The organism is Halobellus litoreus (assembly GCF_024464595.1).
GTDB classification, from domain to species: domain Archaea; phylum Halobacteriota; class Halobacteria; order Halobacteriales; family Haloferacaceae; genus Haloquadratum; species Haloquadratum litoreum.
The window spans coordinates 254,651-280,057 of record NZ_JANHAW010000001.1 but is presented as its reverse complement, the minus strand read 5'-3'; the positions used below and the strand labels follow the sequence as shown (position 1 = coordinate 280,057).

Below are 25,407 nucleotides of genomic sequence, written 5' to 3'. Positions count from 1 at the left end.
TCGGTATCGCGGTGGACTGCTCGATCGGATAGGGGTGACGCCGCGCGTCCGACAGCCGCTACCGTCCGCGACGGCCCTTCGTCTGCCGGTAGTCCCGGGAGAAAACGTTCTCCAGCAGGTGGTCGACGAACGCCTCGGTCTGTTCGGGGGTCTGGCGCTCCAGTTCGAGCATCGGCACGAGTTCGAACCCTCTCCCCCTGATAGTCGTCGCGTGCGCCTCGTCGACGTCGACGTCGCCCGGCCGGTTCGTCGTGTAGTCCGTCGCGAGCGCGTCCAGGGTCCGCTGGCCGATTGGAACGATGATCTCGGGGTTGATCATCCGAACCTCGGCGTTGAGGTACGGCTCGCAGGTCCGAATCTCCTCGTCGGTCGGCGGTCGCTCGGGGTGTCGACAGCGCGTGAGGTAGGTGAGAAAGACGTTCTGCAACTCGGGTTCCGCGGCGTCGGGCGGCGAGCGCGCGAAGCCGAGTTCGCCGAGGACTTCCTGGAGGCGTCTTCCCGCTTCGTCGCCGGTGAACGGAACGCCGCTCTCGTCGGCCCCGTCGTGCGGGCGCTCGGCGACGAACAGGAACTCCCCGCCCACGTCGCCGTAGCCGTGGACGACGTTCGATCGGACGTCGCAGAGCCCTTCGCAGTTTCGACACTCCTCGTCCATACTGAAGGGGTTCGCGAGGGAGTCCTGTTCGGCGTCCATACTCACTCCTGCGGCGTGCGGTCGATCGGAGCGCTCCGCTGGGAGGCCGCTCGCCGTCGGACGACGCCGGCCATATCGGCCGCGCGCTCGGTCATCACGCGGAACGCGCCCGCCGTCTCGCCGTCGTCGAGGACGATCGGTTCGCCGCCGTCGCCGCCGTCCCGGACCGACGGGTCGAGCGGGATCGATCCCAGGAAGGGCAGGTCGTTCTCGGCGGCGAACGCCTCGCCGCCGCCCGCGCCGAAGATATCGTGCGTCGACCCGCAGTCGGGACAGCGGAACGAGGCCATGTTCTCGACGATGCCGAGGACGTTCGTGTCGTGCTTGCCGAACATCTCCAGTCCCTTCCGGGCGTCGTCGACGGCGACGTCCTGCGGCGTCGTGACGATCACCGCGCCCGTGAGCGGGAGCGTCTGCAGGACGGTCAACTGGGTGTCACCGGTCCCCGGCGGGAGGTCTAAAACGAGGTAGTCGAGGTCGCCCCACTCGACGTCCTCGACGAGCTGGGTGAGCAGCTGGTGGACCATCGGGCCGCGCCAGATCACCGGATCGTCCTCGCCTACCAGGAAAGCCATCGACATCAGCTTCACCCCGTACTTCTCGGGAGGGATGATCGTCTCCTCGCCCGTCGCCTGCGGGGCTTCGTCGGCACCGACCATCCGCGGGACGTTCGGCCCGTAGACGTCGGCGTCGAACAGGCCGACGCGCGCGCCGAGTTTCGAGAGCCCCGCCGCGAGGTTGACCGCCACGGTCGACTTGCCGACGCCCCCCTTTCCAGAGGCGACCGCGATCACGTTCTCGACGCCAGGAAGGACGTCCTCCTCGGGATCGACCTCGGAGGGGATCCGCGCCGTGAGATCGACGTCGTAATCGGTATCGGAGAGCGCCTCGCGGACGTCACTCGCAATATCGGTTTCGGCGGGCGAAAATGGCGCGCCGAGCGCGAGTGAGATTCGCACGACTTCGGCGTCCTCGTCGACGTCGACGGCGTTGACGAGATCGAGCGAGACGATGTCGTCGCCGAGGTCGGGGTCCGAAACCGAGCGGAGGCGTTCGCGGACGGCTTCGTCGTTCATACACCGAGGTCGGTGGGATCTGCGGATAAGGGTTTTGACCGGTTCCGTCGTCTTTTGCCGGTACATCTCCAGAGAATGTAATTGCAAACGGTTACACACAGCCGGACGACGACGGCGAATTTATCTGCATTGCGACGAACCCTCGGGTAATGCTCGAAGACGACTTCGGGCGCGAGGTGTCCGGCGTTCGCGTCTCTCTGACGGACCGATGCAACTTCGATTGCGTCTACTGTCACAACGAGGGGCTCGGCGACACCCGCGGCCCGATGGACCCCCAAGACGACGAGATGACCGCCGACGAGGTCGTGCGGTTCCTCGAGGTGGTCTCGGAGTTCGGCGTCCGGAAGGTGAAGTTCACCGGCGGCGAGCCGATGCTGCGCGGCGACCTCGAAGAAATCATCGAGCGCACGCCGGACTCGATGGAGGTGTCGATGACGACGAACGGGTCGTTCCTTCCCGGGCGCGCCGAGGACCTCAAAGCGGCGGGACTCGAACGCGTCAACGTCTCTCAGGACGCGATCGACCCCGACGCCTTCGCGGAGATCACCAAATCCGGCGCCTACGAGAAGGTCATCGAGGGCGTCGAAGCCGCCCTCGACGCCGGCCTCGACCCGGTCAAGTTGAATATGGTCGTCTTCGAGCACACTGCCGGGTACGTCGAAGGAATGGTCGACCACGTCGCGGAGAACCCCGGTCTCCAACTGCAACTCATCGAGTATATGCCGGAGCTGACGGGGCGTCCCGAGTGGAACATCGACATCGAACGCGTCCACGACTGGCTCGAGGAGAAGGCAGACCGCGTCGAGACTCGCGAGATGCACAATCGCCGACGCTACTACGTCGGTGAGGAGTCCGGACGCGACGGGAGCGGAGCCTCGGAGGGCGGGATGGTCGAGATCGTCGACCCCGTCGAGAACCCGAACTTCTGCGCGAACTGCCACCGCGTCCGCGTCACCCACGAGGGCTACCTGAAGGGCTGTCTGAACCGCAACGACGACCTGCGGTCGATGGGCGAGATGAGCCGGGAGGAGATCCGCGAGACGTTCCGCGAGACGGTCGCGAACCGGGTCCCCTACTACGGCGAGTATATGATCAAAGAGGACGGCGAGTGGGTCGTCAACGACGACTATATCGACGCCCCGGTCACGCATTCCTGAGGCTCGTCTTCGAACTCCGGATCGATTCGGTCCGCTGTCGACGCCATAGCACGTGACGCGCAGTGCCATCGTCGTGACCGCCGGAGCCGCTAATCGGTTGTGCACGCTAATGGACAATCTAAGCAATATTAAAGCGTCGCCGACCCGTAGGGACGCGTATGAGTGCACCTCACGTCGCCCTGTTCGACGCCTCGGTGGGCGAGACGCCGGCCGAGCGCAACGTCCGCCGCGAACTCGACGCCACGGTGACGGCGTTCAAAGTGAGCGAGGAGGAGTGGCCCGAGTGGCCGCGCGCGGACGGTTCGTGGCCGTACGACGGCGTCGTCATCTCCGGGTCACAGACCTCGGTGTACGACGACGAACCGTGGATGGAGACGCTCGACGAACTCGTCGTCGACCTCCACGAACTCGGCGTGCCGATGCTTGGCATCTGCTGGGGGCATCAGTTCCTCGCCCAGGCCCTCGGCGGTTGCGTCGCCGATATGGGCGAGTACGAACTCGGCTATCGCCGCATCGAACGCTACGACGACTCGCCGCTTTTCGCGTCGATGCCCGGCGAGTTCGTCGCTTTCGAGACGCACTCCGACGAGGTGCTCCGACTGCCGCCGGGCGCGGTCGAACTCGCCGGCAACGAGACCGCGTGTCAGGCGTTCTCCCTCGGACCGACCTTCGGCGTGCAGTTCCACCCCGAGTACGATCTGGAGACGGTCCGATCGGTCGTCGAGGGCAAGCGCGGGGAGGGCGTCGACGACGACCGCGTCGACGCGGTGCTGTCGGCGGCGACGCCGGAGCGACACGCGGAGACCGAGGCCGCGAAGTCGGTGTTCGAGAACTTCCTGGCAGTCGTCGAGCGCGAGCCGATCGCCACGACCGCGGAGTGAACCGGCGGTGACTGCCGGGCTCTCCGAGTCAGCGACGACCGCTCGAACGCTCCGGTGGCGAGGGTCTGACCGACCGATCGCGCTCCGCGGACGTGAACGAGCGCCGAATTTTTGTCCGCGGCGGAGAGACGGAGCGTATGCCCCCCGAGAAGGTCTGCCCGGACTGTGAGGAACCGCTGGAACGAATGGAACTGCAGGGGACTAACGCCCTCGGATCTCTGTCGATCGTGTCTCCCGCTGACGACGACGGGCTCCTGAGCGGAATCCGAGCGGACGAGATTCTCGAGCCGGTCCCGTACGTCTGCCCGGCCTGTCGGCGAACGCTCCTGTACGCGGAGGAGTGAGGAGCGAGTCCGGAAGCGCCCCGGCCTCGTGCTTACGGCGCGTGAATGCGACGGTTCGGGCGTCGATTGCCGCCTATTCGTCGCCGCGGGGGTTCTCGAGGAACGCGTCGATGGCGTCGCCGCCCTGGAAACCGCTGGCCAGGCGACCGACGACCTCGCCCTTCTCGAAGAGCACGAGAGTCGGGGCGCTCGTAATCGAGAACCGGTCGATCAGCGGCGGATCGTCGCGGGGGTTGATCGTCGCGACGGCGAGGTCGTCGTGTGCGCGCGCGACGTTTCCGACGACGGGTTCGATGCTGGCGCACAGCGCACAGCCCTCGGTGTAGAAGTCGACGAGGACGCGGTCGTGCGTCGCGAGGAACTCGTCGAGGTCGGCTTCGCTGTCGAGGTGGACCGGCCGTTCCGGCGTCGAGTCGCCGGCAGCTGCGTCGGTGCTCATACCCACTCCTTCGTCGTCGACCGGGATATACTGTCGGCGCGCTGTCCGGAGCCGCGCACACCCGCCACGGCGTGTCGTGGGAGACGGTCACAGGAATCACCGCCGTGCGGGTCGCTCGCACCCGCAGACCCTATCGTGATGTTTAAGTAGCGACCCCGGCTTGTTCAGCGTGCAATACGCTGTAGGGAGGTCGGCTCCCGAGTCCGCAAGGGCGACAGTACGAGACCGCGCGTTGCGGTAGCCAAGCCTGGCCCAAGGCGCAGGGTTGCTAACTCTGTGGCGTCAATGCCTCCGGGGTTCGAATCCCCGCCGCAACGCTCACCAGACTGCCCAAAAAGTCATGAGTGCAGAAGAACCACAGGACGACGCTCCCGAGGAGGAGGAAGACCTCCGTTACTTCGTCCGGATCGGACAGACCGATCTCGACGGGACGAAGACGGTAGAGCGAAGTCTCAGCGAGATGAAAGGAATCGGCAAGCGCACGGCGCGCATCGTTGCCGACGCCGCGGATGTGGACCGACACGCGACGTTCGGTCTGCTCGACGACGACGAGATCGACTCCGTCGTCGAGGTCGTCGAGAGCTTCGACGAACACATCCCCGAGTGGATGGCCAACCGGCAGAGCGACTTCTTCACCGGAGAGACCACCCACGAGACCGGCTCGGACCTCGAAGAGAAGCGCCGCCACGACATCAACCGCATGAAGATGATCGACTCCTACAGGGGCGTCCGACACAAGCGCGGACAGAAGGTCCGCGGACAGCGGACGAAGTCCACCGGACGTACCGAGGGGACGATCGGCGTCAACGTCGAGGCGATCAAAGAGGAGGCGGCCGCCGAAGAGGCCGCCGCCGAGGAAGGCGACGAAGAGTAACCAATGGCGACCGGAAACAACACCAAGCGGTACGAGACGCCGAATCACCCGTTCCAGGGCGAGCGCATCGTCCAGGAGGGTGACCTGCTCGGCCGCTACGGCCTGAAGAACAAAGAGGAGCTCTGGCGCGCGCAGTCGGAGCTCCGGAACTACCGACGCGAGGCCCGACGCCTCATCGGCGAGGCCCAGGGCGACCTGGAGGCAGCCGAGGCCGCCGGCGAGGAGTTCCTCGACCGGCTCCGCCGCTACGGCGTCCTCTCCGAGGACGACGACATCAGTCGCGTCCTCGGCCTCGACGTCACCGACATTCTCGAACGCCGACTGCAGACCGTCGCGTACCGGAAGGGCCTCGCGAGCACGCCCGAGCAGGCGCGGCAGTTCATCGTCCACGGCCACGTCGTCGTCGACGACGCGCGCGTCACGCGCCCGTCGAAGACCGTCGAAGTGGTCGAGGAAGACGGCATCGCGTTCGACGAGACGAGTCCGCTCGCGGACGAGCTACACCCCGAGCGCGCGGAGGGACAGGAGTAACCCATGAGCGAATCCGAGACAACCCGAGACAAGTGGGGGATCGCCCACGTCCACGCGTCGTTCAACAACACGCTCATCACGGTCACGGATCTGACCGGCGCCGAGACGATCGTCAAGTCGTCCGGCGGCGCCGTGGTGAAGCAGAACCGCGACGAAGCGTCGCCGTACGCGGCGATGCAGATGGCCGAGTCCGTCGCCGAGGAGATCAAGGCGGCGGGCATCGAGGGCCTGCACGTTCGCGTCCGCGGCCCGGGCGGGAACGACAACAAGAGCCCCGGCCCCGGCGCGCAGGCGACGATCCGTGCGCTGGCCCGCGCCGGCCTCGAGATCGGCCGCATCGAGGACGTCACACCGATCCCGCACGACGGGACCCGAGCGCCGAAAAACAGCCGCCTCTGAGACACCAATGACGAACGATTTCGAGGTCGAGTTCATCGAACGCGGCGATCGGAAGGCCCGATTCCTCGTCCGCGGCGCGTCGCCGGCCGTCGCCAACGGCATCCGCCGGGCGATGGTGGCCGACGTGCCGACGTTCAGTATCGACACCGTCCGGTTCGTCGAGAACTCCTCGGTGATGTTCGACGAGATGATCGGGCTCCGACTCGGGCTCGTCCCGCTGACGACGCCGCTCGACGACTTCGAGGTCGGCGACACCGTCACCCTCGCGCTCGACGTGCGGGGGCCGGCGACGGCGTACTCCGGCGACATCGAGTCGTCTGACGCGCTCGTGCAGCCGGCGGACGAGAACGTCCCCATCGTCGAACTGAAAGAGGATCAACACCTCGAGTTCGAGGCCGACGCGGTCCTCGACTCCGGGAAGGCGCACGCCAAACACCAGGGCGGCGTCTCCGTCGGCTACCGACACCTCCAGCGCGTGGAGGTCGTCGGCGACGCCGGCGAGTTCGCCTCGCAGGAACCGAACATCCTGCGCGGCGTGATCGAGGAGGGCGCGGCGGCCCACGCTGCGGACGAGAGCGCCGAAGACGGCGACCTCGTCCCCACCGACGCGTTCGACAACGACCTCACGAACCGGTATCCGGGCAAGGAGGTCGAGATCCACGACGTGCCCGAGGCGTTCGTCTTCCACGTGGAGACGGACGGGTCGTTCACCGTCGAGGAACTAGTGCTTCGCGCCGCCGGAACGCTCGGCGACCGCGCAGCGGAACTCGAAGAGAAAGTCGCAGTATAGTATGATGTCTGTCCCTTCACTCAGTACCCGACACCCGCCCGCCGTCGCGCCGGCGTCGCCGTCGTCTCAGACGACGCCGAGAGCCGGTCGCACCGCGGTCGACGCGGGACGGCGCGGACGCTGTCGGCGTCGCCAGACCGAAAGGAGTTTGAAGGGGCACGCAGTAGAACGGAGTGCGAGCAGGGATAGCCAAGTCTGGCCAACGGCGCAGCGTTCAGGGCGCTGTCCCATAGGGGTCCGCAGGTTCAAATCCTGCTCCCTGCACTTCTCAGCTCGACCAAGTGGGAGAGCTGTGCGTGCGACACGGAGATTTGAACCTCGGGGGGCGCACCGCGTCACCCGGCGGTTCAAATCCTGCTCCCTGCACTTTTCGGATCGACAACCCCGGAGAGCCGTAGATGCCCGCTCTCGCTCCGTTTTCTCTCGTACGGCCGGCACACACCGACCGTATCACTCTCAGGAGATAGATAATGAGTAAGACGAATCCGAGACTCAACAGTCTCATCGCCGAGCTGAAGGCGGTCTCTCGCGAGTCCGGTGCCAACATCTGGCAGGACGTCGCGGACCGTCTGGAGAAGCCGCGGCGCACCCACGCGGAGGTCAACCTCGGGCGTATCGAACGGTACGCCCAAGAGGACGAGACCGTCGTCGTCCCCGGCAAGGTGCTGGGGAGTGGGGCGCTGCAGAAGAACGTTACAGTCGCGGCGGTCGACTTCTCGTCGTCCGCTCGAAAGAAAATCGAACAGGTCGGGGACACGGTGGCGCTCGAACGCGCCATCGAGGAGAACCCCGACGGAAGCAACGTGCGGGTGATCCGATGAGCCTCGCAGAGTTCGACGCCGACGTCGTCGTCGACGCGCGGAACTGCATCGTCGGCCGTGTCGCCAGCGAGGTCGCCCAACGGGCCCTCGCCGGCGAGACGGTCGCCATCGTCAACGCGGAGGACGCCGTCATCACCGGTACCGAAGAGGACGTGATGGCGACCTACGGGAAGCGAGCGGAGGTCGGCTCCGACCGCGGACCGCACTACCCGACGCGTCCGGACGGGATCTTCAAGCGCGCCGTGCGCGGGATGCTCCCGTACAAGAAACAGCGCGGTCGCGAAGCGCTCTCGAACGTCCGCGTCTACGTGGGCAACCCGTTCGACGAGGACGGCGAGGCGCTCGACGACACCACGCTGGATCGGCTCTCGAACATCAAGTTCCTCACGCTCGGAGAGATTTCCGAGAACCTGGGTGCGAAAGTCACATGGTAACGAATACCTCTGGGAAGAAGAAGACGGCCATCGCCCGCGCCACCGTGCGCGACGGCGAGGGTCGCGTCCGAATCGACTCCCAGCCCGTCGAACTCGTCGAGCCGGAGATGGCCCGCCTGAAGATGCTGGAACCGTTCCGCATCGCCGGCGAGGACCTCCGCTCGCAGGTCGACATCGACGTCAGCGTCTCCGGCGGCGGGTTCGCCGGACAGGCCGACGCCGCGCGGACGGCGATCGCCCGCGGGCTGGTGCAGCATCTCAACGACGCCGAGCTCCGTGACGCGTACATGGACTTCGACCGCTCGCTGCTCGTCAACGACGTGCGCCAGTCCGAGCCCAAGAAGTGGGGCGGACCGGGTGCGCGGGCGCGCTACCAGAAGTCCTACCGCTGAGGTGATCCAACTATGATGATACCAGTTCGGTGTTTCACCTGCGGCAACGTCGTCGGTGAACACTGGGACGAATTCAAAGAGCGCGCCCGTGAGGGCGACGAGGACCCGGCGAAGGTCTTAGACGAACTCGGCGTCGAGCGGCACTGCTGCCGACGGATGATGGTTTCGCACAAGGACCTCGTCGACGTCGTCGCCCCCTACCAATGAGCGGACGCACACAGTACAACCGGTACGAGAAGGCCCGCATCCTCGGCGCGCGAGCGCTGCAGGTGTCCTACGGCGCACCGGTCCTCGTCGACACCGACCAGTCGGAACCGATCCTGGTCGCCGCCGAGGAGTACGACGCCGGCGTGCTGCCGTTCACGGTCAAGCGGGAGGACAGTTGAGATGACGCTCATCACGAACGTCTCGCTTCGACGCGTCCTCGACTCCCGCGGCAACCCCACCGTCGAGGCCGACGTCCTGACGGAGTCCGGTGGCTTCGGCCGCGCGGCCGCCCCGAGCGGGGCGAGCACGGGCGAGTACGAAGCGATCGAACTCCCGCCCAGCGAGGCTATCGCCGCCGCGCGGGAGCACGCGCTCCCCCGACTCGTCGGCGAGGTCTACGCCGGCAACCAGCGCGAGGTCGACGCCGCGCTCCGCGCCGCCGACGGCACCGAGAACTTCTCGGAGATCGGCGCGAACAGCGCCGTCGCCGTCTCGATGGCGGCCGCCAAGGCCGGTGCCGACGTCCTCGGTGCGCCGCTGTACCAGCATTTAGGTGGTACGTTCCGCGGCGAGTCGTTCCCGACGCCGCTCGGGAACGTCGTCGGCGGCGGCGAGCACGCCAAGGAGGCGACCCACATCCAGGAGTTCCTCGCCGCGCCGGTCGGCGCGCCGAGCGTCTCCGAGGCCGTCTTCGCGAACGCGGCGGTCCACGCCCGCATCTCCGAGCTCCTCGACGACCGCGGGGTGCCCGCGGCGAAGGGCGACGAGGGCGCGTGGGCCCCGCCGATCTCCGACGCCGAGGCGTTCGAAATCGTCGACGAAGCCGTCGACGACGTCTCCGACGACCTCGGCTTCGAGATCGGATTCGGTCTGGATATGGCCGCCGCCGAGCTCTACGACGCCGACGAGGACGGCTACGTCTACGGTGACGAGGTCAAATCGACCGCCGAACAGGTCGAGTACGTCGCCGAGATGGTCGACGAGTACGACCTCGTCTACGTCGAGGACCCTCTCGACGAGGACGACTACGAGGGCTTCGCGGACCTCACCGAGCGCGTCGGCGAGCAGACGCTCGTCTGCGGCGACGACCTCTTCGTGACGAACGTCGAGCGCCTGCAGGCGGGTATCGACGCCGACGCGGCCAACTCGATCCTCATCAAGCCCAACCAGATCGGCACGCTGTCGGACGCCTTCGACGCGATCGAACTGGCGACCGAGAACGGCTACGAGACGGTCATCTCCCACCGTTCGGGCGAGACCGAGGACACCACGATCGCACACCTCGCTGTGGCGACCGACGCCGGCTTCATCAAGACCGGGACGGTCCAGGGCGAGCGAACCGCCAAACTCAACGAACTCATCCGCATCGCGGACGACGCAGTATGACAGAGAACGACAACGACGCGGTCGAAGTCGTCGACGACGAGTCCGACGTGGCCGAGGAGGCCACGTCGGGCGTCGAGGCGACCGAGGCCGACGCCGAGACGACCGAACCGGTCGCCGAGGCCGCCGAAGACGAGGTCGCCGCCGACGAGGGCGCGGCCGCCGACGAGGCTGCCGAGGCCGAAGCACCCGAGGAATCGGGCCCGACGTTCGACGAGGACGTGATGCCCGACGAGGAGGCCGACCTCCTCATCCCCGTCGAGGACTACCTCTCCGCAGGTGTCCACATCGGGACCCAGCAGAAGACCGAGGACATGGAGCGGTTCATCCACCGCGTCCGCGACGACGGCCTGTACGTGCTGGACGTCAGCCAGACCGACTCGCGGATCCGGACTGCCGCCGATTTCCTCGCGAACTACGACCCCGAACAGATCCTGGTCACGAGTTCGCGCCAGTACGGCCGCTTCCCGGCGACGAAGTTCGCCGACGCGGTCGGCGCGCGCGCCCGGACCGGCCGATTCATCCCGGGGACGCTGACGAACCCCGACTACGCCGGCTACATCGAGCCCGACGTGGTCGTCGTCACCGACCCGATCGGCGACGCGCAGGCGGTCAAGGAGGCCATCACGGTCGGTATCCCCGTCATCGCGATGTGCGACTCCAACAACCAGACCAGCAACGTCGACCTCGTCGTCCCGACGAACAACAAGGGTCGCCGCGCGCTGTCGGTCGTCTACTGGCTGCTCGCCAACGAGACGCTCGACCGCCGCGGCAGCGACACCGTCTACGGCCTCGAGGACTTCGAGGACGAGATCTAGCGGCCTTCGACGTTCGGAGAGACTTTTCGCGTTTCCGTCCTGCGCGCCGTGATTCGACTGCGGAGCGACTGCACTCGCGACCACCCGCCCTCCCGTCGGCCAGAAACGATTATTCGCGTGTGTCCCATACCCGCACTTATGCCGAAACTGCTCGATCAACTCACCGTCGACGAACTCGCGGCGGCCATCGACGCCGGCGAAGATCTCACGGTCGTCGACACGCGCCCGCCCGAGAGCTTCGACGCCTGGCACGTGCCGGACGCGGTGAACGTTCCGTACCACCCGGTCGAGGGCCTGGGTCCGGGCCTCGACTGGGACGACGTCGCCGACATCGTCGAGGGGCAGCGAGTGGCGGTCATCTGCGGGAAGGGGCTCTCCTCGACGTCGTTCGGCTTCGAACTCTCCACGCGCGGCCACGACGTCCAAGTGGTCAAAGGCGGAATGGAGGACTGGAGTAAGCTCTACGACGTCGTCGAGGTCGAAACCGGGGGTGACCTCTATCTCGCGCAGGTCCAGCGGCGCGCGAAAGGCTGTCTCGGGTACATCGTGGGCGACCGCGAGGCGGGAGAGGCGCTCGTCGTCGACCCGACGCGGCAGCACCACGAGTTCGAACTCGTCGCCGCGGACAACGGACTGGTCGTCACGGGCGTTCTGGACACCCACGTCCACGCAGATCACGTCTCCGGCGGGCGCGCGCTGGCCGAGCGGCGCTCGGTCCCGTACTACCTGAGCGCCGACGCCGAGGAACGCGACGTCGCCTACGACTACGACCCGGTCAGCGACGGCGAGACGCTGTCGGTCGGCGACGTCGACGTCGAGATCCTCGCCGCGCCGGGGCACACCACCGAACTCGTGAACCTCCTCGTCGACGGCTCGTACCTCCTATCGGCCGACACCCTGTTCGTCGAGTCGGTCGGCCGGACCGAACTGGAGTTCGGCGAGGAGGGCGCAGAACACGGCGCGAGGCTGCTCTACGAGACCTTACACGGGCGGTACGACTCCCTCTCCGACGACGTGGTCGTCCTGCCCGGTCACGTCTCCGTCGACGCCGACGGGCGCTTCGGCGTCGGGCGACCGGGCGAACTGATCGCGGCGACGCTCGGCGACCTCCGCGCCGAACTGGACCTCTACAGGCTCGACGAGGCGGCGTTCGTCGAGCGTCTGACGGGCGAGGGGAACGAGAAACCGCCGAACTACGAGACGGTCATCGACGTCAACCGCGGGCGGCGCGAACTGCCGGAAGACGAGGCGACCGAGGTGGAGTTGGGGCCGAACAACTGCGCGGCCTAACGGTCTCGCGGGATCCCGCGCCGGAACAAGGGTTTTGCGCTCGGACCTCCACATCCTCGTATGAACCTCTATCGGAGCGTTCGCGCGATCGCGGGGGCGTCCGGCACGGGCGACGGTTCCGCGACCATCGACTGGAGCGCCGTCGCGACCGCCGCGAAGAGCGCTACCGACGCGGGAACGCTGGATCTGACGGCCGCGGACCGCGAGGGATACGCCGCGGACGTCCGCGACGCCCGCGAGCGACTGCGGTCGGTCGGCGGTCTCGACTTCGAGGTCCCCGAGACGGTCGAGGTGCAGAACCGCCACCACTGGATCGACGCCAACGTCGCGACGTTCCGCCGGGTGATGCGCCCCATCGAATCCGAGATCGAGGTGGCCTTCCCGAACGCGACGCGGGTGCTCAACACCGGATCGATGACGTTCGTCCTCTCGTTCCTGGGTTCGCACGTCCTCGGCCAGTACGACCCGCTGCTCTTGGCCGACGGCGACGCGACCGCGTCGGATGGGGCAGCGAACGGGGACGACGGCGCGGGCCACAGCCTCTACTTCGTCCATCCGAACATCGTCGCCGCCGCCGACGCGCTCGAGGTCGACTACCCGCGGTTCCGGCGCTGGATCGCCTTCCACGAGGTCGCCCACGCCGCGGAGTTCGGGGCCGCACCGTGGCTCTCGGAACACCTGGAGTCGCGGATGGAAGACGGCCTGGAGACGCTCACGAAGGGCGGATTCGACCGGGAGGCGTTCCGCGACCTCGACGTCGCGATGACGGCCGTCGAGGGCTACGCCGAGATGCTGATGGACCGCGCCTTCGACGCCGAGTACGCCGATCTGCGGGCGAAACTCGACGAGCGCCGTCGCGGCGGCGGCCCGTTCGCCCGCCTGGCGCGTCGGCTGCTCGGCCTCGGGCTGAAACGCCGACAGTACGAACGCGGGGCGCGCTTCTTCCAGACGGTCGCCGACCGCCGGGGCGTCGCGGCCGCCGCGGCCGTCTGGGAGCGCCCGGAGAACCTCCCGACGAGCGCCGAACTGGACGATCCCGCGCAGTGGCTGGCGCGGGTCGATCCGTGACGCTGGCGGACGTGCCCGAAGCGCGAGCGTCACCGACTCGCGATCAGTAACCGAGCGTCCCGCACCGTCGATCGCCGATTCACCGCAGGCCCGAGTCGGGGTCGGCCGCGAGACGCCCCGCGACCGTCATACTCTTTCTCTCGGGGGCAATACTGAGGGTATGCGCGTCAGAGACTGGCAGGACATCCTCGCGGACGTGACCGACGCCGACGTCGACCCCGACGGGTGGCGGGCGGTCGCCGGCGACAGACGCGGCGGACTCGGGGAGGACCTCTTTCTCGGCCACCCCGACAGCGGCGTGTACGCGCTGAAGACGTACACCAAGAACCCGACCGAACTCCGCGGGGTCGGGAGTCGCGTCGCCCGCCGGATCGACGACGACCTCGAACCGCTGCTGCCGAATCAGGACCGCGACGAGGGCGGGCGCTTCGCGGTCCAGTCTCCCCCCGAAGACGAAGATCACGCGAAGTCGATGGCGACGCGGCTCGAAGAGACCGTGAAAGTCCACTCGGAGGCCCCGACGACGCCGGACGACTTCTTCGAGGACGTGATGGACGCCCTCGACAGCCCCGCGTTCGGGCCGATGGACTACGAGTTCGACGGCCGTCCCGACCGCCTCGACGAACTGAGCGAGGAGTTCGCCGACGCCGACGAGTTGCTCTCGAAGGACCTCGACGACCTGGTCGAGGAGGACGGCGTCGGCCGCGGGTTCCAGTGACCGTCGATCTCCCGCCGCGCTTCGAGGCCGAGACGAATCGGAGTGACGGCGTCGCGACCGGTCGGCCCCACCCGGCCGGCGTCGAGGGGGGCCGCTGAATGGTCGGCCCGAGTCTCACGCCGAGCGAACGCGACGTCGCCAGCCGACGGCTCAAGGCGGGCTTCGTGGCCCTCGTCGGAATCTCCGGGGCGCTCATCGCGATCCAGGCGGGCGGCTCGCTGCTGATCATCACGGCCGGGTTCGTCGTCGGCCTCGCGCTCGGAGTCGTCCTCCTGTGGTTTCTACTGCGATGGTGGGCGGAGTTCCTGCCGTCGCCGCGAAACGACCGCTGAGTGCAGTGACCTCCCGCTCGCACCGCGACGACCGATAGCGTCTTATTTCGCCGACCGCAGGTACGCCACGTGAAACTGCGCGGCCGGATCGTCGACGTCGGCGACGAGCGCGAGGTGGACACGAAGTACGGGTCGCGGTCGCTCGCGGAGGTGACGCTGCGCGGCGACGCGGAGCGGCCGGCATCCGACGGTGACGGCAGGCCCGCAGCCGGCGACGGACAGACGACGCTGGCCGAGGACGAGACCGAGTACGGACAGACGACGCTCGGGGAGCGCAGCGCCGACGACGGCACGGTCCGGCTCACGCTCTGGGGCAAGTGGACGCACACGGTCGAACACGCCGAGGTCGGGATGGAACTGCTCGCGACGGACGTCGAGACGTCCGAGTACCGCGGGGTGACGACCTACGCGACGAGCGGGGACTCTCACGTCGTCGTCGAACCGGGCTTTCTCGTCGACGTGACGGACATCCGCTCGTGGGTGCAGTGTCCGCGGATGTACTACCTGAACAAGCTCTCGGGAATTCCGTTGAACTATCCGGTCGTCAAGGGGACGATCGTCCACGAGGTGTTCGGCGACCTGCTCCGGGACCGCGACCTGGCGGACTCGATCGACGAGCGCGTCCGGGAGGCGGGGCTGGAACTGGGTCTGCTCGGTCGCGACGCCGAGGAGGTACGAGACGAGGTCCGACGGAACGCCGCGGCGATCGAGGGCTGGCTCCAGCAGGGGACGCTCACCGAGGAGGACGCCTGGCGCTCGGAGTACACGCTCATCTCGCCGACGTTCGGGATCAAGGGCCGGGCGGACGCGCTCCGCCGCGGGATGCCGGTCGAGCTCAAGACGGGCAAGAACACCAACCGCGAACCGCGCTTTCAGGACAAGATCCAGGCGGCCGCCTACGCCTTGATCCTCGCCGAGCGGGGCGTCCCCGCCGACACGGGAACGCTCCTGTACACCAAGAACACGGCGCTGGAACGCAACGAGGAGACCGGCGACCTCTCGCCCGCAAAGGAGTTCTCGATCGGCGACGGCCTGCTCGACTTCGTCGTTCGAACGAGAAACGAGATCGCCGCGATGGAGTTCGACTCCTCGGTTCCGACGGGCTACGAGGCGGACGCCCGCTGTGAGTACTGCTTCGAGCAGGACACCTGTATGGTCGTCTCGGGCCGACTCGATCAGGAGTCGAAGGCGGGCCAGATCGGAACGCCCGTGTCCGAGGACGAACGGGAGTACTTCGAACGCTTCTACCGCGCCGTCGAGGCCGAGCGGCGCGCGGTCCACGCCGAGTACCGAAAGCTCTGGGAGCAGTCCCCCGAAGAACGCGCCGCCGACGACCGAGCGCTGATCGACCTCGAACCGATCGACCGACGAGAACTCGACGACGGCCGCTGGGAGATGCGAGCCCGGAAATCGAGCGACGCCGTCTCGAAACTCCGCGAGGGCGACGTGGCGCTGGCGAGCGACGGCGACCCGGTCTCCGGACACGCCGAACTGTGTCGGATCCGCGAGTTGAGCGAGGAGGTCGTCGTCACCGCCGACGAACCCGTCTCCCTGCGTCGGCTCGACGTCTATCCCTCCGAGATCGGCGTCGACCGGATGCTCACGGCGCTGCACGACTTCGTCCTGAAGGGCGACCCGGACCGCAAGGACGTCCTGTTCGGGCGTCGCGATCCCGAGTTCGCCGGCCGCGCGACCGACCCCGGAACGTACGTCGACAACAACGACGCCCAGGACCGCGCGGTTCGGCTGGCGGTCGACGCCGAGGACGTCGCGCTCGTCCACGGACCGCCCGGAACGGGCAAGACGTACACGATCGCACAGATCGTCCGCGCGCTGGTCGACCGCGGCCAGCGCGTGTTGCTCTCGGCGTTCACGAACCGCGCGGTCGACAACGCGCTCGAAGCGGTCCGAGAACAGGGAGTCGACGACGTCGTCCGCGTCGGGACCGAGAACGGCGTCCGCGAGGATATGCTGGACGTGCGACTGGACCGCGGCGGCGACCCGAACGAGCGGGCGGCGGCGCTGCGCGACGCCCCCGTCGTCGCGGCGACGACCGCCACCTGCGGCTCGCGCGTGATGCGCGAGGCGTCGTTCGACGTCGCGCTCGTCGACGAGGCCTCACAGCTCACCGAGCCCGGAACGCTCGCGGCCGTCGAACTCGCCGACAGATTCGTCCTCGTCGGCGACCACGAGCAACTGCCGCCGGTCGTCCAGGCGACGGAACCCCACCCCGGCTCGGGGTCTCCGAGCGGCGAGGAGCCGCGAGCGGAGAACGCGTTGCAGACGTCGCTGTTCGAGCGACTGATCGAGACGCATCCCGACGCCGCGGTGCTCCTGGACCGACAGTACCGAATGAGCCAGCGCATTCAGGCGTTCTCCTCCCGGGAGTTCTACGACGGTGCGCTTCGGCCGGCGAACGGAGCGGTCGCGGCCCAGCGCCTCTCGGACCTCGGCGTCGACGAGGCGGCGCTTCCCTCCCCGCTCGGCGACGCCGTCGCGTTCGTCGACCCCGACGGCGAACGCGTCGGCAACACGAATCCGACGGAGGCCGACCGCGTGGCCGAGATCGTCGAGTCGTACGTCGACGCCGGCGTCGACCCCGACGATATCGGGGTCATCGCACCGTTCCGGGCGCAGGTGGCCGAAATCGGTCGGCGGACCAGCGTGACCGTCGACACCGTCGACCGGTTCCAGGGCTCGGCGAAAGAGGTGATCGTCGTCTCCTTCGTCGCCACCGGGGCGCTCGACGGCCCGATCTTCGAGGACTACCGACGCATCAACGTCGCGCTCACGCGGGCGAAGAAAGCGCTGGCGCTCGTCGGCGACGCCGACGCGCTCTCCTCTGACCCGTTCTACGCGCGGTTGCTCGATTGGGCGCGTCGGTGAGTTACGTGCCGAAATCCCGGCCATCCTCGGCCTCGTCCCCGATCGACTCCAGCACCCGCTCGTGGAACTCCTGTAACACGGCGCTCTCGTCCTCCGCGAGAACGACGTCGCTGGCGAGCAGCGTCGCAAGACCGAACGCCCGCGGCGTCGGTGAGTCGACCCGTTTCGTGACGATCTCGACGTCGCCCGCTCGGACCTCCCGCAGTACCGCTTCGACGGCCGCCAGGTTCAGTTTGTCCTCGACGATCTCGCGGTAGGTCTCCTCCATCACCGCGAACTCCTCGAGGTCCTCGGCGAAGGAGAGCAGCATCTCAGCGGACACCTGCTGTTCGGCCGCGGACTTCTCGTAGCCCTTGTAGCGCTTCAAGATCATCAGCGCGCGCGTCGCGTTGATCCGGAAGTAGCGCTTGCGGAGGTCGGTGCCCTGGAGCGCGCTGCGGAGGTCCGAGCGGACCGCGTCGGGGTCGAGATCGCGAAGGACGCCGCTGACGTCGACCTTCCGGTTCAGCGGCATCGAGAGGGAAAAGCCGTTGTCGGCGACCGCGATCTGGACGTTGGCGTTCGAGCGGTTGGCACAGCGGAGGGCGACCAGGCGGGAGAGGCCGTCGTTGAACCGCCGGCCGTACGTCGAGTGGACGTAGAAGTGCCGGCGGTACGTCTCCCGATCGAGCGTCTCCTCGACGACGATTCGCTCGTCGGTCGCGACGCTGTCCGCGCCGGCGTAGCGACGCTGCTCGTCGAAGAGGCGCGTGACAGCGCGGACCGCGTTCTCGTCGATCGGGAAGCCCCGGAGCCACTCGCGGACCGCGGGGGGGCCGTCGGCGTCGAGGCGTTCGAGCAGATCGGCCTGGAACGCGGCGACCTCGCGACCGAGGTCGTACGACAGCGGCAACCGCTCTGAGAACCACGAGGGAACGGTCGCCTGCTTGCTCGTCCGGTCCACGTACACCTTCGAGCCACGTCGGTAGCGGTAGGCGAACCGATCGCCGCCGAGGACGAACACGTCTCCCTTCTCTAAGGTGTCGAGGTAGTCCTCGTCGAGCGTGCCGACCCACTCCTCGCCCTGCCGGGTGACCACCTCACAGGTGAACGAGTCGGGGATGGTTCCCACGTTCGTCATGTAGATGACGCGGGCGAGACGCCCCCGCTTGCCGAGCAGCGGTTCCCCGACGTCGAAGGACTCGTAGTGGTGCTCGCCGTCGGGCGGGTCGTTGGTGTCGCGCCAGACCTTCGCGTAGACGTTCTTCGATTCGAGACCGTCGTAGTCGGCGGTGAGATACCGGAGCAGTCGCTCCCAGTCGTCGTCGGCGTAGTTCCGGTAGGGGTACGCGCGGCGGAGCGTTCCCAGGACGTCGGCCTCCCGCCTGACGTCGTTGATCGCCATTCCGTAGACGTGCTGGGCGGCGACGTCCTGGGCGTTCTCCGGGACGAACACGCGGTCGACGAACCCCGATTCGGCCTTCTCGACCATCACCGCGCACTCGACGAGTTCGTCGCGGTCGAGTGCGATCACCCGCCCCTCGACCGTCTGTCCGAGGCTGTGGCCCGCGCGGCCGACGCGCTGGAGCAGCGACGCGACCGATTTCGGCGAGCCGACTTGGACGACGAGGTCCAGATGCGGCATATCGATTCCGAGTTCCAGGCTCGTCGAGGTCGTCACGACGTCCAGAGAGCCGTCCTTCAGGCCCTCCTCGACGAGCTGCCGCCGCTCTTTCGAGAGGCTGCCGTGGTGACAGCCCGAGTTTCCCTCGTCGTAGTCGTCGAAGCGCTCGCGGAGGTTTTCGAGGACGCGTTCCGCGCCCGAGCGGGTGTTCGTGAACACGAGCGTGTTCCGGTGAGACTCGACGAGTTCGTGCAGTCGCTCGTAGAACCCCGACTGAATCGCCGAACGAGGCGTGTGGATCAGGTCGTCGGTCGGACACTCCAGCTGGAGGTCGAAATCGCGGACGAACCGCGTGTCGACGATTTCGTGTTCCCGCGGGTCGCCGTCGTCGTCGCGGCCGACGAGGAACTCCGCCATCTCCGAGAGCGGTTCGACTGTCGCCGAACAGCCGATCCGCGTCGGCGACGACTCGGCGAGGGCTTCGAGGCGTTCCAGGGAGACCGACAGGTGCGTGCCGCGCTTGTTGGCCGCGAGGCTGTGGATCTCGTCGACGACGACGTACTCCACGGAGCGAAGCTTCTCTCGGAACTTCGGCGCGTTGAGCAGGATCGCGAGCGTCTCCGGCGTGGTGTTGAGCACGTGCGGCGTCTCCTCGAGCATCCGCTGTCGATCGGCGGAGTCGGTGTCGCCGTGGCGGATGGCCTGGCGGACCTCGACCGCCTCGCCCCGCGCTTCCATCCGCTCGCTGATCCCCGACAGCGGCACGGTGAGGTTGCGGTGGATGTCGTTCGCGAGCGACTTCAGCGGGGAGATGTACAGACAGTACACCGAGTTGTCGAGGCCGTCCTCGAGCTCTCTGCTGCGCCGAAACAGGTCGTTCAGGATCGCGGTGAAAGAGGATAGCGTCTTGCCGGACCCCGTCGGCGCACAGACGAGCGCGTTCTCGCCCTCGTCGACGAGCGGGATCGCCTCGCGCTGCGGCGGCGTAAAGAAGCCGCCGTTCTGGTCGACGTAGCGGCCGAACTGTTCGACCCACCACTCGCGGACGGCCGGTTCGAGGCGGTCGAGGACGTCCTCGTCGGCGATGTCGACGGCGTCGGGATCGAACTCGAACGGGTCGCCGTCGGAGGCGCGGGTCGCGTCCGCCGGTGCGTCCTCGTCGCGACCGGTGGCGACGGAAGCGCCGCTGTCGGCGACCCCCTCAGCGACGTCGACTGGTGCCGCGTCGGCGGCCCCCTCGTCGGCGTCAGCCCCGCCATCGTCGGCGGCAGTCCCATCGTCGGTGTCAGCGCCCCCATCGTCGACGTCGGCTGCTACTGCGTCGGCGGCGACTCGTCGGAGCAGTTCGCGCCCGCTGGGCGGCATCGTCTGGAGGTAGGAGCGAACGGATAAGTGGGTTCTGCCCGCTGTCGCGGATCTCCGTTCGATTCGGGCGGAAGTGAGGGCCGAAACGCGAACCGGCGATCGCGCCGTCGCTGTCTGGACCCCGGTCTCGGTCGTGGCGAACAGCCGGCACCCGCGTCGGCGACCCGCGGCTTCCTCGGAACCGCGCTCACCGAGTCCCGCGTCGACGTGCCGGACGACCGCTGCCCGACGCGGGACGGCTTCTACGTCACAGGGGTGGTGGCCGCCCGTTCGGACATAAACCTACGCCGGACCCCGGTGTGGGCGGCGTTCCTTCCGAACGACTTTCGGCCGCGCCGACGTAGGTGGTCGTATGCGACTGACATTCCTCGGAACGGGCAGCGCGATGCCGCTTCCCGACCGCGTGCAGTCGGGACTGCTCCTCCAGCGGGACGACCGGAGCCTGCTCGTCGACTGCGGCAGCGGCGTCCTCCACCGTCTCGCCGGCACCGAGGTCGGCTACGAGGGGGTCTCGTCGGTGCTCCTGACGCACCACCACCTCGATCACGTCGCGGACCTCCTGCCGCTCCTGAAGGCGCGGTGGCTGGCCGGGGAAGAGTACCTCGAGGTCGTCGGCCCCGTGGGAACGAAGTCCCTGGTCGACGGCCTACTCGACGTTCACGAGTACCTCGACGGCCGGGTCGACCTGAGCGTCCGCGAGGTCGGCGCGACCGAGTTCTCCGTCGCCGGGTTCGACGTCTCCGCGACCGAGACGACCCACTCGATGGACTGTCTGGCGTACCGGTTCGCTGGCGAGGACGGCGGCGACGTCGTCTTCTCGGGCGACGGAGAGGCGTCGGCGGGGCTCGCGAACTTCGCCGACGGCGCGGCGGTTCTCGCACACGACTGTTCGTTCCCCGACGACGTCGACGTCTCGAACCACCCGACGCCGTCGCAGCTCGGCGCGGCGCTGGCCGGACGCGACGTCGGGCGGGTCTACCTGACGCATCTCTACCCCCACACGGAGGGCCGCCACGAGGAGATGCTCGATTCGGTTCGCGCGCACTACGACGGCGACGTTCGGTTCGCGCGCGACGGCCTGCGAGTCGACGTCGAGTGACCGGCCGAACGCAGGTGACAGGGGTGCAGGGGGGATCGCGTGTGACGCGTCGCGAGCGCACGCCGCCGTTCGCTCACTCCGCCGCGCCGAGTCCCGAATCGTCGAGTTCCGAGACGGCGATCAGTAGCCGGCCGTCGTCGAGCGCCGTCACCATCTTCGACTCGGTGAACGTGCTCCCGTCGGACCGCAGGCCGCGGCTGCGGCCGCTCCACTCGCCGCCGCGCCGGACGACCGGCAGGACGTGCGTCCGGATGTGTTCGACCTCCTCCTCGGGGTGCAGTTCCGTCCAGTGTTTGCCCTCGACGTCCTCGGGGTCGTACCCGTAGAACGACGCGTAGGTGTCGTCGGCCTCCTCGAAGCGCTCGTCGGTGCCGACGACGCCGACGCCGTCGAGTTCGGTCTCGGCCTCGGGATCGAACTGCCCGCCTCCCTCGACCGCGTGTTCGACCCGCCGGATCAGCATCGTGTACTGGTCGGTCCCCGTCCCTTTTCGGAGGTAGTCGGTGACCCCGGCGCGGATGATCTCGGCGGCGACGTCGTTGGTCTCCTCGCCGGAGAACAATAGCAACGGAAGTTCGGGATGCGTCTCTCGGACCGCTTCGAGAAAGTCGATCCCGTTCATCTCGGGCATATTGTAGTCGCTGACCACGCAATCGAACTCTGGCCCCCCGGACCGGATCCGATCCAGCGCGTCGGTCGGTGACGTCTCGGTCGTCACGGTGCAGTCAACGTCGTTCGAATCGCGTTCCAGGTACGTCTTTACGAGTCCCCCCAGGTTCGGATCGTCGTCGACGTGCAGGATCGAGAGCGGGTCGTCCCTCATTGACACGAGCGGTTACGACCGAGTAGAAAAGTGTATTTCGCCCAATTATCTGTGCTGATTCTCGTGTGGGGATCGTCCGCCTCTCGGACGGAACGGAGTTCGGGGAGGCCACGATTCCGGACGCGCCGTGCTGGCGTCGTGCACGCTCGCGCGGCAACTGTTTACTCGCTCCGCATAGAAGGAACCGGTATGGAAGATGTCATCTCCGGACTCGAAGGCGAACTCCGGTCGAACGGGGTCAACGTCGAATCGCTCGATTCGAGCGGTGAGGCCGTGGAACTGGTCTATCTCACCGCGTTTCCGGACGTGCACGTGAACCACCAGGAGATGGGACGCGCCCTCCGGACGTTCATCGACGCCGCGGAGCACGACGAGTGGGAGCCGAAGCGAGTGTCGGCGACGGTGCTTCGGCACGAAAACAACGTGCAGGGAACGTGGCACGCCGAGGCCGAGTGGTTCCGGCAGTACCTCGACTACGACATCGACGGCGAAGAGTTCTCCGCACGGGTCATCGACACGCTCTCGGAGGACGGACAGTGACGGTCCGCCGTCCGGAGTCGGGAGAGAGCGATACGGGCGACGACGCGCGCCGAAAGAGCGGCGACGACCCAAGCCGGGACACCGCTCGTCGACGCCGACCTTCCCGATACGACTTTGCCACGGTGCGGATGACGTTCCGCAGCGGCGGCGAGCGCTGCGTAGGTCGCCTCTACCGACCCGACAGACCGTCGGACCCTGCGCTGATCGTCCTCGCCGGCGGACCGATCGGGGCCTCGGGCGTCGGCCTGGACGGGTACGCCGAGCGCCTCGCGTCGGCCGGGTACGCGGTCTTCCACTTCGACGAGCGACACACGGGCGACAGCGACGGCGAACCGCGGGACCTGATCTCGCCGCCGCGACAGCGCGCCGACTGGGAGGCGGCGCTCGCGGGGCTCCGAGGCCGCAGCGACGTCGCCACCGACCGAGTGGTTCTCTGGGGAATCGACCTCGCGGGCGGCACGGTCCTAGACGTCGCCGCCGACGACCCGCGGATCGCGGCTGTCGTCTCGCAGACGCCGGTCCTCTCCGGCCGGGCCTTCCTCCGCGAACGGGGCCTCGGATTCCTCGCCCGCGGCGTCATCGCCGGGGTCCGCGACCGCCTCCAGTCTCCGCTTTTCGGGCCCCACTCGATCGCCGTCGCCGACGACGGCAGCGACGGCGGGCGGGGCCTCTCGCTCGTGTCGACGCCGAGCGCTCACCGCGGCTACCGTGATCTCGCCGGCGACGACTGGGAGGGTCAGATCCCGGCCCGGTCGTTGCTCGCGCTGGCGCGGCACGTCGGCGACGAGGACCGGGATCGGCTCGCCTGTCCTACCCTCTTCGTCGGCGGCACCCGCGACGACGTGGTTCCGATCGAGACGGTCGAAGACCTCAGCGACGAGCTGGCGGACGCGACGCTCGTCAGCCTCCCCGCGGGTCACTTCGACCTCTACGAGGGGACCGGCTTCGAGCAGGCGATCGGTCACGGGCTGGCGTTTCTCGACGCCGTCGTGGGGGAGTGACGGGGGGTCGGTCGGGCCGCGTCGTCGCGGCGACCCTCCACCGGGCGCGCGTCCGGCGCAACCGTCTTTTAGCTCCCGGACGCACCTCCGCCGATGAACGCCACGCGAACCGTCGAACTCGACGGCCACATCATCGACTCGGGAACGATGCAGCGCGCCTTCGGGATCGTGATGGACCTCGGCGGCACCTTCGAGATCGAGACGTTCGACGTCGGTCGGCACAAGGACGAGACCTCCTACTGCCGGATGGAAGTCGGTGCCGACGACGAGGAGACGCTCCGGGAGATCCTCCACGAACTCCACCAGAACGGGGCGAACCTCACCGATCCGGTCGACGCCCGGGTCGAGCCCGCCCCGGCCGATCAGGTCGTCCCGGCGGGCTTTTACTCGACGACGAACCACCCGACAGAGATCAGATACGACGGCGAGTGGATCCCCGTCGAGCACATCGAGATGGACTGTGCCATCGTTGTCGAGCAAAGCTCGACAAGCAACCAGAACTCGGAGGGTTCGGGTGACGTCGTCGAAGCAGGCGACGACGGCGTAGACGCGAGCGACGCCGCCGGCGACGTCCGCGCCAGGACGAAGGTGCTGAACGCGATCCGGGAGGGTGACCTCGTCGTCACCGACGAGGCGGGCATCCGCGTCAAGCCGCCGGACCGCCCCCGGGACGCCTCCGGCCCGTTCGGATTCATGCAGGGCGGCGTCTCCGCGGAGCGGCCCTCAGAGTCGCTCATCGACGACATCGCCGACGCGCTGGTCGCGGCGGACGAACGGGGCGAGTCGGTGCTCGTCGTGGCCGGGCCGGCGGTCATCCACGCCGGCGGCGGCGACGACCTCGCGCGGTTGATCCGGGCGGGCTACGTTGATATGCTCTCGGCCGGTAACGGCTTCGCCACTCACGACATCGAGCGCGGCCTCTACGGCACCTCTCTCGGGATGGATATGGAGACGATGGAACACCCGCGGAAAGGCCACAAACACCACATCTACACGATCAGCGAGGTCATCCGCGCCGGCGGCATCGAACCCGCCGTCGAGAAAGGCCTCGTCACCGAGGGCGTGATGTACGAGTGCGTCGAGAACGACGTCCCGTACGTCCTCGCGGGATCGATCCGCGACGACGGCCCGCTTCCGGACACGATCACCGACGCCGTCGAGGCGCAGGAGGCGATCCGAGAGCAGGCCCGTGAGGCGGACATCGTGTTGATGCTGTCGACGCTGCTTCACTCGGTCGCCGTCGGCAACTGCTTGGCGTCGACGACGAAGGTCGTCTGCGTCGACATCAACCCGGCGACGGTGACGCAACTGCTCGATCGCGGGAGTTCCCAGGCGATCGGAATGGTGACCGACATCGGGACGTTCGTGCCGATGCTCGCCGACGCGGTGATCGAGCGGTGAACGAGACGTCCGAGTAGGGTGACCGCGGTGCCGCCCGTACT

General features: G+C 67.9%; 28 protein-coding genes and 2 tRNA genes. 25 read left to right on the top strand and 5 right to left on the bottom strand.

Annotation, left to right across the window (positions count from 1 at the left end; genetic code table 11):
- Positions 1–58 precede the first annotated feature (58 nt).
- Positions 59–694, bottom strand: a complete 636-nt coding sequence (locus NO360_RS01400; RefSeq protein WP_256305587.1) for a uracil-DNA glycosylase — start codon at positions 692–694, stop codon at positions 59–61.
- Between the two features lie 2 nt (positions 695–696).
- Positions 697–1,770, bottom strand: coding sequence for an Mrp/NBP35 family ATP-binding protein (locus NO360_RS01395; protein WP_256305586.1), 1,074 nt, complete (start codon positions 1,768–1,770; stop codon positions 697–699).
- Between the two features lie 149 nt (positions 1,771–1,919).
- Between NO360_RS01395 and moaA the strand changes: the two genes are divergently transcribed.
- The 3 genes from moaA to NO360_RS01380 all read left to right on the top strand — a co-directional run bounded on the left by moaA (position 1,920) and on the right by NO360_RS01380 (position 4,152).
- Entirely contained in the window at positions 1,920–2,927 is a 1,008-nt protein-coding gene (gene moaA / locus NO360_RS01390) for a GTP 3',8-cyclase MoaA (protein WP_256305585.1), read from the top strand.
- A 158-nt stretch (positions 2,928–3,085) separates the two neighbouring features.
- Positions 3,086–3,808, top strand: a complete 723-nt coding sequence (locus NO360_RS01385) for a type 1 glutamine amidotransferase (RefSeq protein WP_256305584.1) — start codon at positions 3,086–3,088, stop codon at positions 3,806–3,808.
- A gap of 137 nt (positions 3,809–3,945) precedes the next feature.
- Entirely contained in the window at positions 3,946–4,152 is a 207-nt protein-coding gene (locus NO360_RS01380; protein ID WP_256305583.1) for a hypothetical protein, read from the top strand.
- A 73-nt stretch (positions 4,153–4,225) separates the two neighbouring features.
- Here NO360_RS01380 and NO360_RS01375 read toward each other — a convergent pair whose 3' ends face one another.
- Positions 4,226–4,591, bottom strand: coding sequence for a thioredoxin family protein (locus NO360_RS01375; RefSeq protein WP_256305582.1), 366 nt, complete (start codon positions 4,589–4,591; stop codon positions 4,226–4,228).
- A 231-nt stretch (positions 4,592–4,822) separates the two neighbouring features.
- Between NO360_RS01375 and NO360_RS01370 the strand changes: the two genes are divergently transcribed.
- From NO360_RS01370 to NO360_RS01285, 18 genes are all read left to right on the top strand, one after another.
- A tRNA-Ser gene (locus NO360_RS01370) sits at positions 4,823–4,908 on the top strand.
- A gap of 23 nt (positions 4,909–4,931) precedes the next feature.
- A complete protein-coding gene (locus NO360_RS01365; protein WP_256305581.1) occupies positions 4,932–5,465 on the top strand; it encodes a 30S ribosomal protein S13 in 534 nt (177 codons plus the stop codon).
- Positions 5,466–5,468: 3 nt separating this feature from the next.
- The gene (locus tag NO360_RS01360; RefSeq protein WP_256305580.1) at positions 5,469–5,996 is read left to right on the top strand and encodes a 30S ribosomal protein S4; all 528 of its coding nucleotides are present in this window, start codon (positions 5,469–5,471) and stop codon (positions 5,994–5,996) included.
- Positions 5,997–5,999: 3 nt separating this feature from the next.
- A complete protein-coding gene (locus NO360_RS01355; protein ID WP_103990110.1) occupies positions 6,000–6,395 on the top strand; it encodes a 30S ribosomal protein S11 in 396 nt (131 codons plus the stop codon).
- A gap of 7 nt (positions 6,396–6,402) precedes the next feature.
- The gene (locus tag NO360_RS01350; protein ID WP_256305579.1) at positions 6,403–7,185 is read left to right on the top strand and encodes a DNA-directed RNA polymerase subunit D; all 783 of its coding nucleotides are present in this window, start codon (positions 6,403–6,405) and stop codon (positions 7,183–7,185) included.
- A 179-nt stretch (positions 7,186–7,364) separates the two neighbouring features.
- Positions 7,365–7,449: transfer RNA gene (locus NO360_RS01345), tRNA-Leu, on the top strand.
- Positions 7,450–7,655: 206 nt separating this feature from the next.
- The gene (locus NO360_RS01340; RefSeq protein WP_256305578.1) at positions 7,656–8,006 is read left to right on the top strand and encodes a 50S ribosomal protein L18e; all 351 of its coding nucleotides are present in this window, start codon (positions 7,656–7,658) and stop codon (positions 8,004–8,006) included.
- Positions 8,003–8,440, top strand: a complete 438-nt coding sequence (locus NO360_RS01335) for a 50S ribosomal protein L13 (RefSeq protein ID WP_256305577.1) — start codon at positions 8,003–8,005, stop codon at positions 8,438–8,440. The genes NO360_RS01340 and NO360_RS01335 overlap by 4 nt, the downstream gene beginning before the upstream one ends.
- A complete protein-coding gene (locus NO360_RS01330) occupies positions 8,434–8,832 on the top strand; it encodes a 30S ribosomal protein S9 (protein WP_121569323.1) in 399 nt (132 codons plus the stop codon). The genes NO360_RS01335 and NO360_RS01330 overlap by 7 nt, the downstream gene beginning before the upstream one ends.
- A gap of 12 nt (positions 8,833–8,844) precedes the next feature.
- The gene (locus NO360_RS01325; protein ID WP_103990105.1) at positions 8,845–9,039 is read left to right on the top strand and encodes a DNA-directed RNA polymerase subunit N; all 195 of its coding nucleotides are present in this window, start codon (positions 8,845–8,847) and stop codon (positions 9,037–9,039) included.
- The gene (locus NO360_RS01320) at positions 9,036–9,218 is read left to right on the top strand and encodes a DNA-directed RNA polymerase subunit K (protein WP_256305576.1); all 183 of its coding nucleotides are present in this window, start codon (positions 9,036–9,038) and stop codon (positions 9,216–9,218) included. Before NO360_RS01325 ends, NO360_RS01320 begins: the two co-directional genes overlap by 4 nt.
- 1 nt (position 9,219) lies before the next feature.
- On the top strand, positions 9,220–10,425 hold the full coding sequence (gene eno, locus NO360_RS01315) for a phosphopyruvate hydratase (protein WP_256305575.1): 1,206 nt from the start codon (positions 9,220–9,222) through the stop codon (positions 10,423–10,425).
- The gene (rpsB, locus tag NO360_RS01310; RefSeq protein ID WP_256305574.1) at positions 10,422–11,240 is read left to right on the top strand and encodes a 30S ribosomal protein S2; all 819 of its coding nucleotides are present in this window, start codon (positions 10,422–10,424) and stop codon (positions 11,238–11,240) included. Before eno ends, rpsB begins: the two co-directional genes overlap by 4 nt.
- A 138-nt stretch (positions 11,241–11,378) precedes the next feature.
- Positions 11,379–12,530: an MBL fold metallo-hydrolase gene (locus tag NO360_RS01305; protein ID WP_256305573.1), complete on the top strand. Its 1,152-nt coding sequence runs from the start codon at positions 11,379–11,381 to the stop codon at positions 12,528–12,530.
- Between the two features lie 60 nt (positions 12,531–12,590).
- A complete protein-coding gene (locus NO360_RS01300) occupies positions 12,591–13,598 on the top strand; it encodes a zinc-dependent metalloprotease (RefSeq protein ID WP_256305572.1) in 1,008 nt (335 codons plus the stop codon).
- A 160-nt stretch (positions 13,599–13,758) separates the two neighbouring features.
- A complete protein-coding gene (locus tag NO360_RS01295) occupies positions 13,759–14,316 on the top strand; it encodes a hypothetical protein (protein ID WP_256305571.1) in 558 nt (185 codons plus the stop codon).
- Positions 14,317–14,414: 98 nt separating this feature from the next.
- Entirely contained in the window at positions 14,415–14,648 is a 234-nt protein-coding gene (locus NO360_RS01290; RefSeq protein ID WP_256305570.1) for a hypothetical protein, read from the top strand.
- Positions 14,649–14,717: 69 nt separating this feature from the next.
- Complete coding sequence (locus tag NO360_RS01285; RefSeq protein WP_390282539.1) at positions 14,718–17,534, top strand: AAA domain-containing protein; 2,817 nt, start codon at positions 14,718–14,720, stop codon at positions 17,532–17,534.
- Between the two features lies 1 nt (position 17,535).
- Here the strand turns inward: NO360_RS01285 and NO360_RS01280 are convergent, their stop codons facing one another.
- Positions 17,536–20,502 (bottom strand): ATP-dependent helicase, encoded by a 2,967-nt coding sequence (locus NO360_RS01280; RefSeq protein ID WP_256305569.1) that lies wholly within the window; start codon positions 20,500–20,502, stop codon positions 17,536–17,538.
- Between the two features lie 352 nt (positions 20,503–20,854).
- Between NO360_RS01280 and NO360_RS01275 the strand changes: the two genes are divergently transcribed.
- Positions 20,855–21,601: an MBL fold metallo-hydrolase gene (locus tag NO360_RS01275; RefSeq protein WP_256305568.1), complete on the top strand. Its 747-nt coding sequence runs from the start codon at positions 20,855–20,857 to the stop codon at positions 21,599–21,601.
- Between the two features lie 73 nt (positions 21,602–21,674).
- Here NO360_RS01275 and NO360_RS01270 read toward each other — a convergent pair whose 3' ends face one another.
- Positions 21,675–22,424: a response regulator gene (locus NO360_RS01270; protein ID WP_256305567.1), complete on the bottom strand. Its 750-nt coding sequence runs from the start codon at positions 22,422–22,424 to the stop codon at positions 21,675–21,677.
- Between the two features lie 189 nt (positions 22,425–22,613).
- On the opposite strand from NO360_RS01270, the gene NO360_RS01265 reads away from it, so the two are divergent.
- The 3 genes from NO360_RS01265 (at position 22,614) to NO360_RS01255 (ending at position 25,366) form a co-directional block, all read left to right on the top strand.
- On the top strand, positions 22,614–22,964 hold the full coding sequence (locus NO360_RS01265; protein WP_256305566.1) for a DUF8159 domain-containing protein: 351 nt from the start codon (positions 22,614–22,616) through the stop codon (positions 22,962–22,964).
- Positions 22,961–23,965, top strand: a complete 1,005-nt coding sequence (locus NO360_RS01260; protein WP_256305565.1) for an alpha/beta hydrolase — start codon at positions 22,961–22,963, stop codon at positions 23,963–23,965. The genes NO360_RS01265 and NO360_RS01260 overlap by 4 nt, the downstream gene beginning before the upstream one ends.
- Positions 23,966–24,058: 93 nt before the next feature.
- On the top strand, positions 24,059–25,366 hold the full coding sequence (locus NO360_RS01255) for an ornithine cyclodeaminase family domain (protein ID WP_256305564.1): 1,308 nt from the start codon (positions 24,059–24,061) through the stop codon (positions 25,364–25,366).
- Positions 25,367–25,407: the final 41 nt, after the last annotated feature.

What these genes read in the sequence shown, in the direction of transcription:
- rpsB (WP_256305574.1), top strand. Translation starts at nt 10,422, where the DNA reads ATGACAGAGAACGACAACGACGCGGTCGAAGTCGTCGACGACGAGTCC.
- NO360_RS01255 (WP_256305564.1), top strand. Translation starts at nt 24,059, where the DNA reads ATGAACGCCACGCGAACCGTCGAACTCGACGGCCACATCATCGACTCG.
- NO360_RS01400 (WP_256305587.1), bottom strand. Translation starts at nt 694, where the DNA reads ATGGACGCCGAACAGGACTCCCTCGCGAACCCCTTCAGTATGGACGAG.
- NO360_RS01330 (WP_121569323.1), top strand. Translation starts at nt 8,434, where the DNA reads ATGGTAACGAATACCTCTGGGAAGAAGAAGACGGCCATCGCCCGCGCC.
- NO360_RS01340 (WP_256305578.1), top strand. Translation starts at nt 7,656, where the DNA reads ATGAGTAAGACGAATCCGAGACTCAACAGTCTCATCGCCGAGCTGAAG.
- NO360_RS01275 (WP_256305568.1), top strand. Translation starts at nt 20,855, where the DNA reads ATGCGACTGACATTCCTCGGAACGGGCAGCGCGATGCCGCTTCCCGAC.
- NO360_RS01355 (WP_103990110.1), top strand. Translation starts at nt 6,000, where the DNA reads ATGAGCGAATCCGAGACAACCCGAGACAAGTGGGGGATCGCCCACGTC.
- NO360_RS01270 (WP_256305567.1), bottom strand. Translation starts at nt 22,424, where the DNA reads ATGAGGGACGACCCGCTCTCGATCCTGCACGTCGACGACGATCCGAAC.
- NO360_RS01295 (WP_256305571.1), top strand. Translation starts at nt 13,759, where the DNA reads ATGCGCGTCAGAGACTGGCAGGACATCCTCGCGGACGTGACCGACGCC.
- NO360_RS01380 (WP_256305583.1), top strand. Translation starts at nt 3,946, where the DNA reads ATGCCCCCCGAGAAGGTCTGCCCGGACTGTGAGGAACCGCTGGAACGA.
- NO360_RS01280 (WP_256305569.1), bottom strand. Translation starts at nt 20,502, where the DNA reads ATGCCGCCCAGCGGGCGCGAACTGCTCCGACGAGTCGCCGCCGACGCA.
- NO360_RS01360 (WP_256305580.1), top strand. Translation starts at nt 5,469, where the DNA reads ATGGCGACCGGAAACAACACCAAGCGGTACGAGACGCCGAATCACCCG.
- NO360_RS01335 (WP_256305577.1), top strand. Translation starts at nt 8,003, where the DNA reads ATGAGCCTCGCAGAGTTCGACGCCGACGTCGTCGTCGACGCGCGGAAC.
- NO360_RS01305 (WP_256305573.1), top strand. Translation starts at nt 11,379, where the DNA reads ATGCCGAAACTGCTCGATCAACTCACCGTCGACGAACTCGCGGCGGCC.
- eno (WP_256305575.1), top strand. Translation starts at nt 9,220, where the DNA reads ATGACGCTCATCACGAACGTCTCGCTTCGACGCGTCCTCGACTCCCGC.
- NO360_RS01395 (WP_256305586.1), bottom strand. Translation starts at nt 1,770, where the DNA reads ATGAACGACGAAGCCGTCCGCGAACGCCTCCGCTCGGTTTCGGACCCC.
- NO360_RS01385 (WP_256305584.1), top strand. Translation starts at nt 3,086, where the DNA reads ATGAGTGCACCTCACGTCGCCCTGTTCGACGCCTCGGTGGGCGAGACG.
- NO360_RS01265 (WP_256305566.1), top strand. Translation starts at nt 22,614, where the DNA reads ATGGAAGATGTCATCTCCGGACTCGAAGGCGAACTCCGGTCGAACGGG.
- NO360_RS01320 (WP_256305576.1), top strand. Translation starts at nt 9,036, where the DNA reads ATGAGCGGACGCACACAGTACAACCGGTACGAGAAGGCCCGCATCCTC.
- moaA (WP_256305585.1), top strand. Translation starts at nt 1,920, where the DNA reads ATGCTCGAAGACGACTTCGGGCGCGAGGTGTCCGGCGTTCGCGTCTCT.
- NO360_RS01300 (WP_256305572.1), top strand. Translation starts at nt 12,591, where the DNA reads ATGAACCTCTATCGGAGCGTTCGCGCGATCGCGGGGGCGTCCGGCACG.
- NO360_RS01325 (WP_103990105.1), top strand. Translation starts at nt 8,845, where the DNA reads ATGATGATACCAGTTCGGTGTTTCACCTGCGGCAACGTCGTCGGTGAA.
- NO360_RS01290 (WP_256305570.1), top strand. Translation starts at nt 14,415, where the DNA reads ATGGTCGGCCCGAGTCTCACGCCGAGCGAACGCGACGTCGCCAGCCGA.
- NO360_RS01365 (WP_256305581.1), top strand. Translation starts at nt 4,932, where the DNA reads ATGAGTGCAGAAGAACCACAGGACGACGCTCCCGAGGAGGAGGAAGAC.
- NO360_RS01375 (WP_256305582.1), bottom strand. Translation starts at nt 4,591, where the DNA reads ATGAGCACCGACGCAGCTGCCGGCGACTCGACGCCGGAACGGCCGGTC.
- NO360_RS01350 (WP_256305579.1), top strand. Translation starts at nt 6,403, where the DNA reads ATGACGAACGATTTCGAGGTCGAGTTCATCGAACGCGGCGATCGGAAG.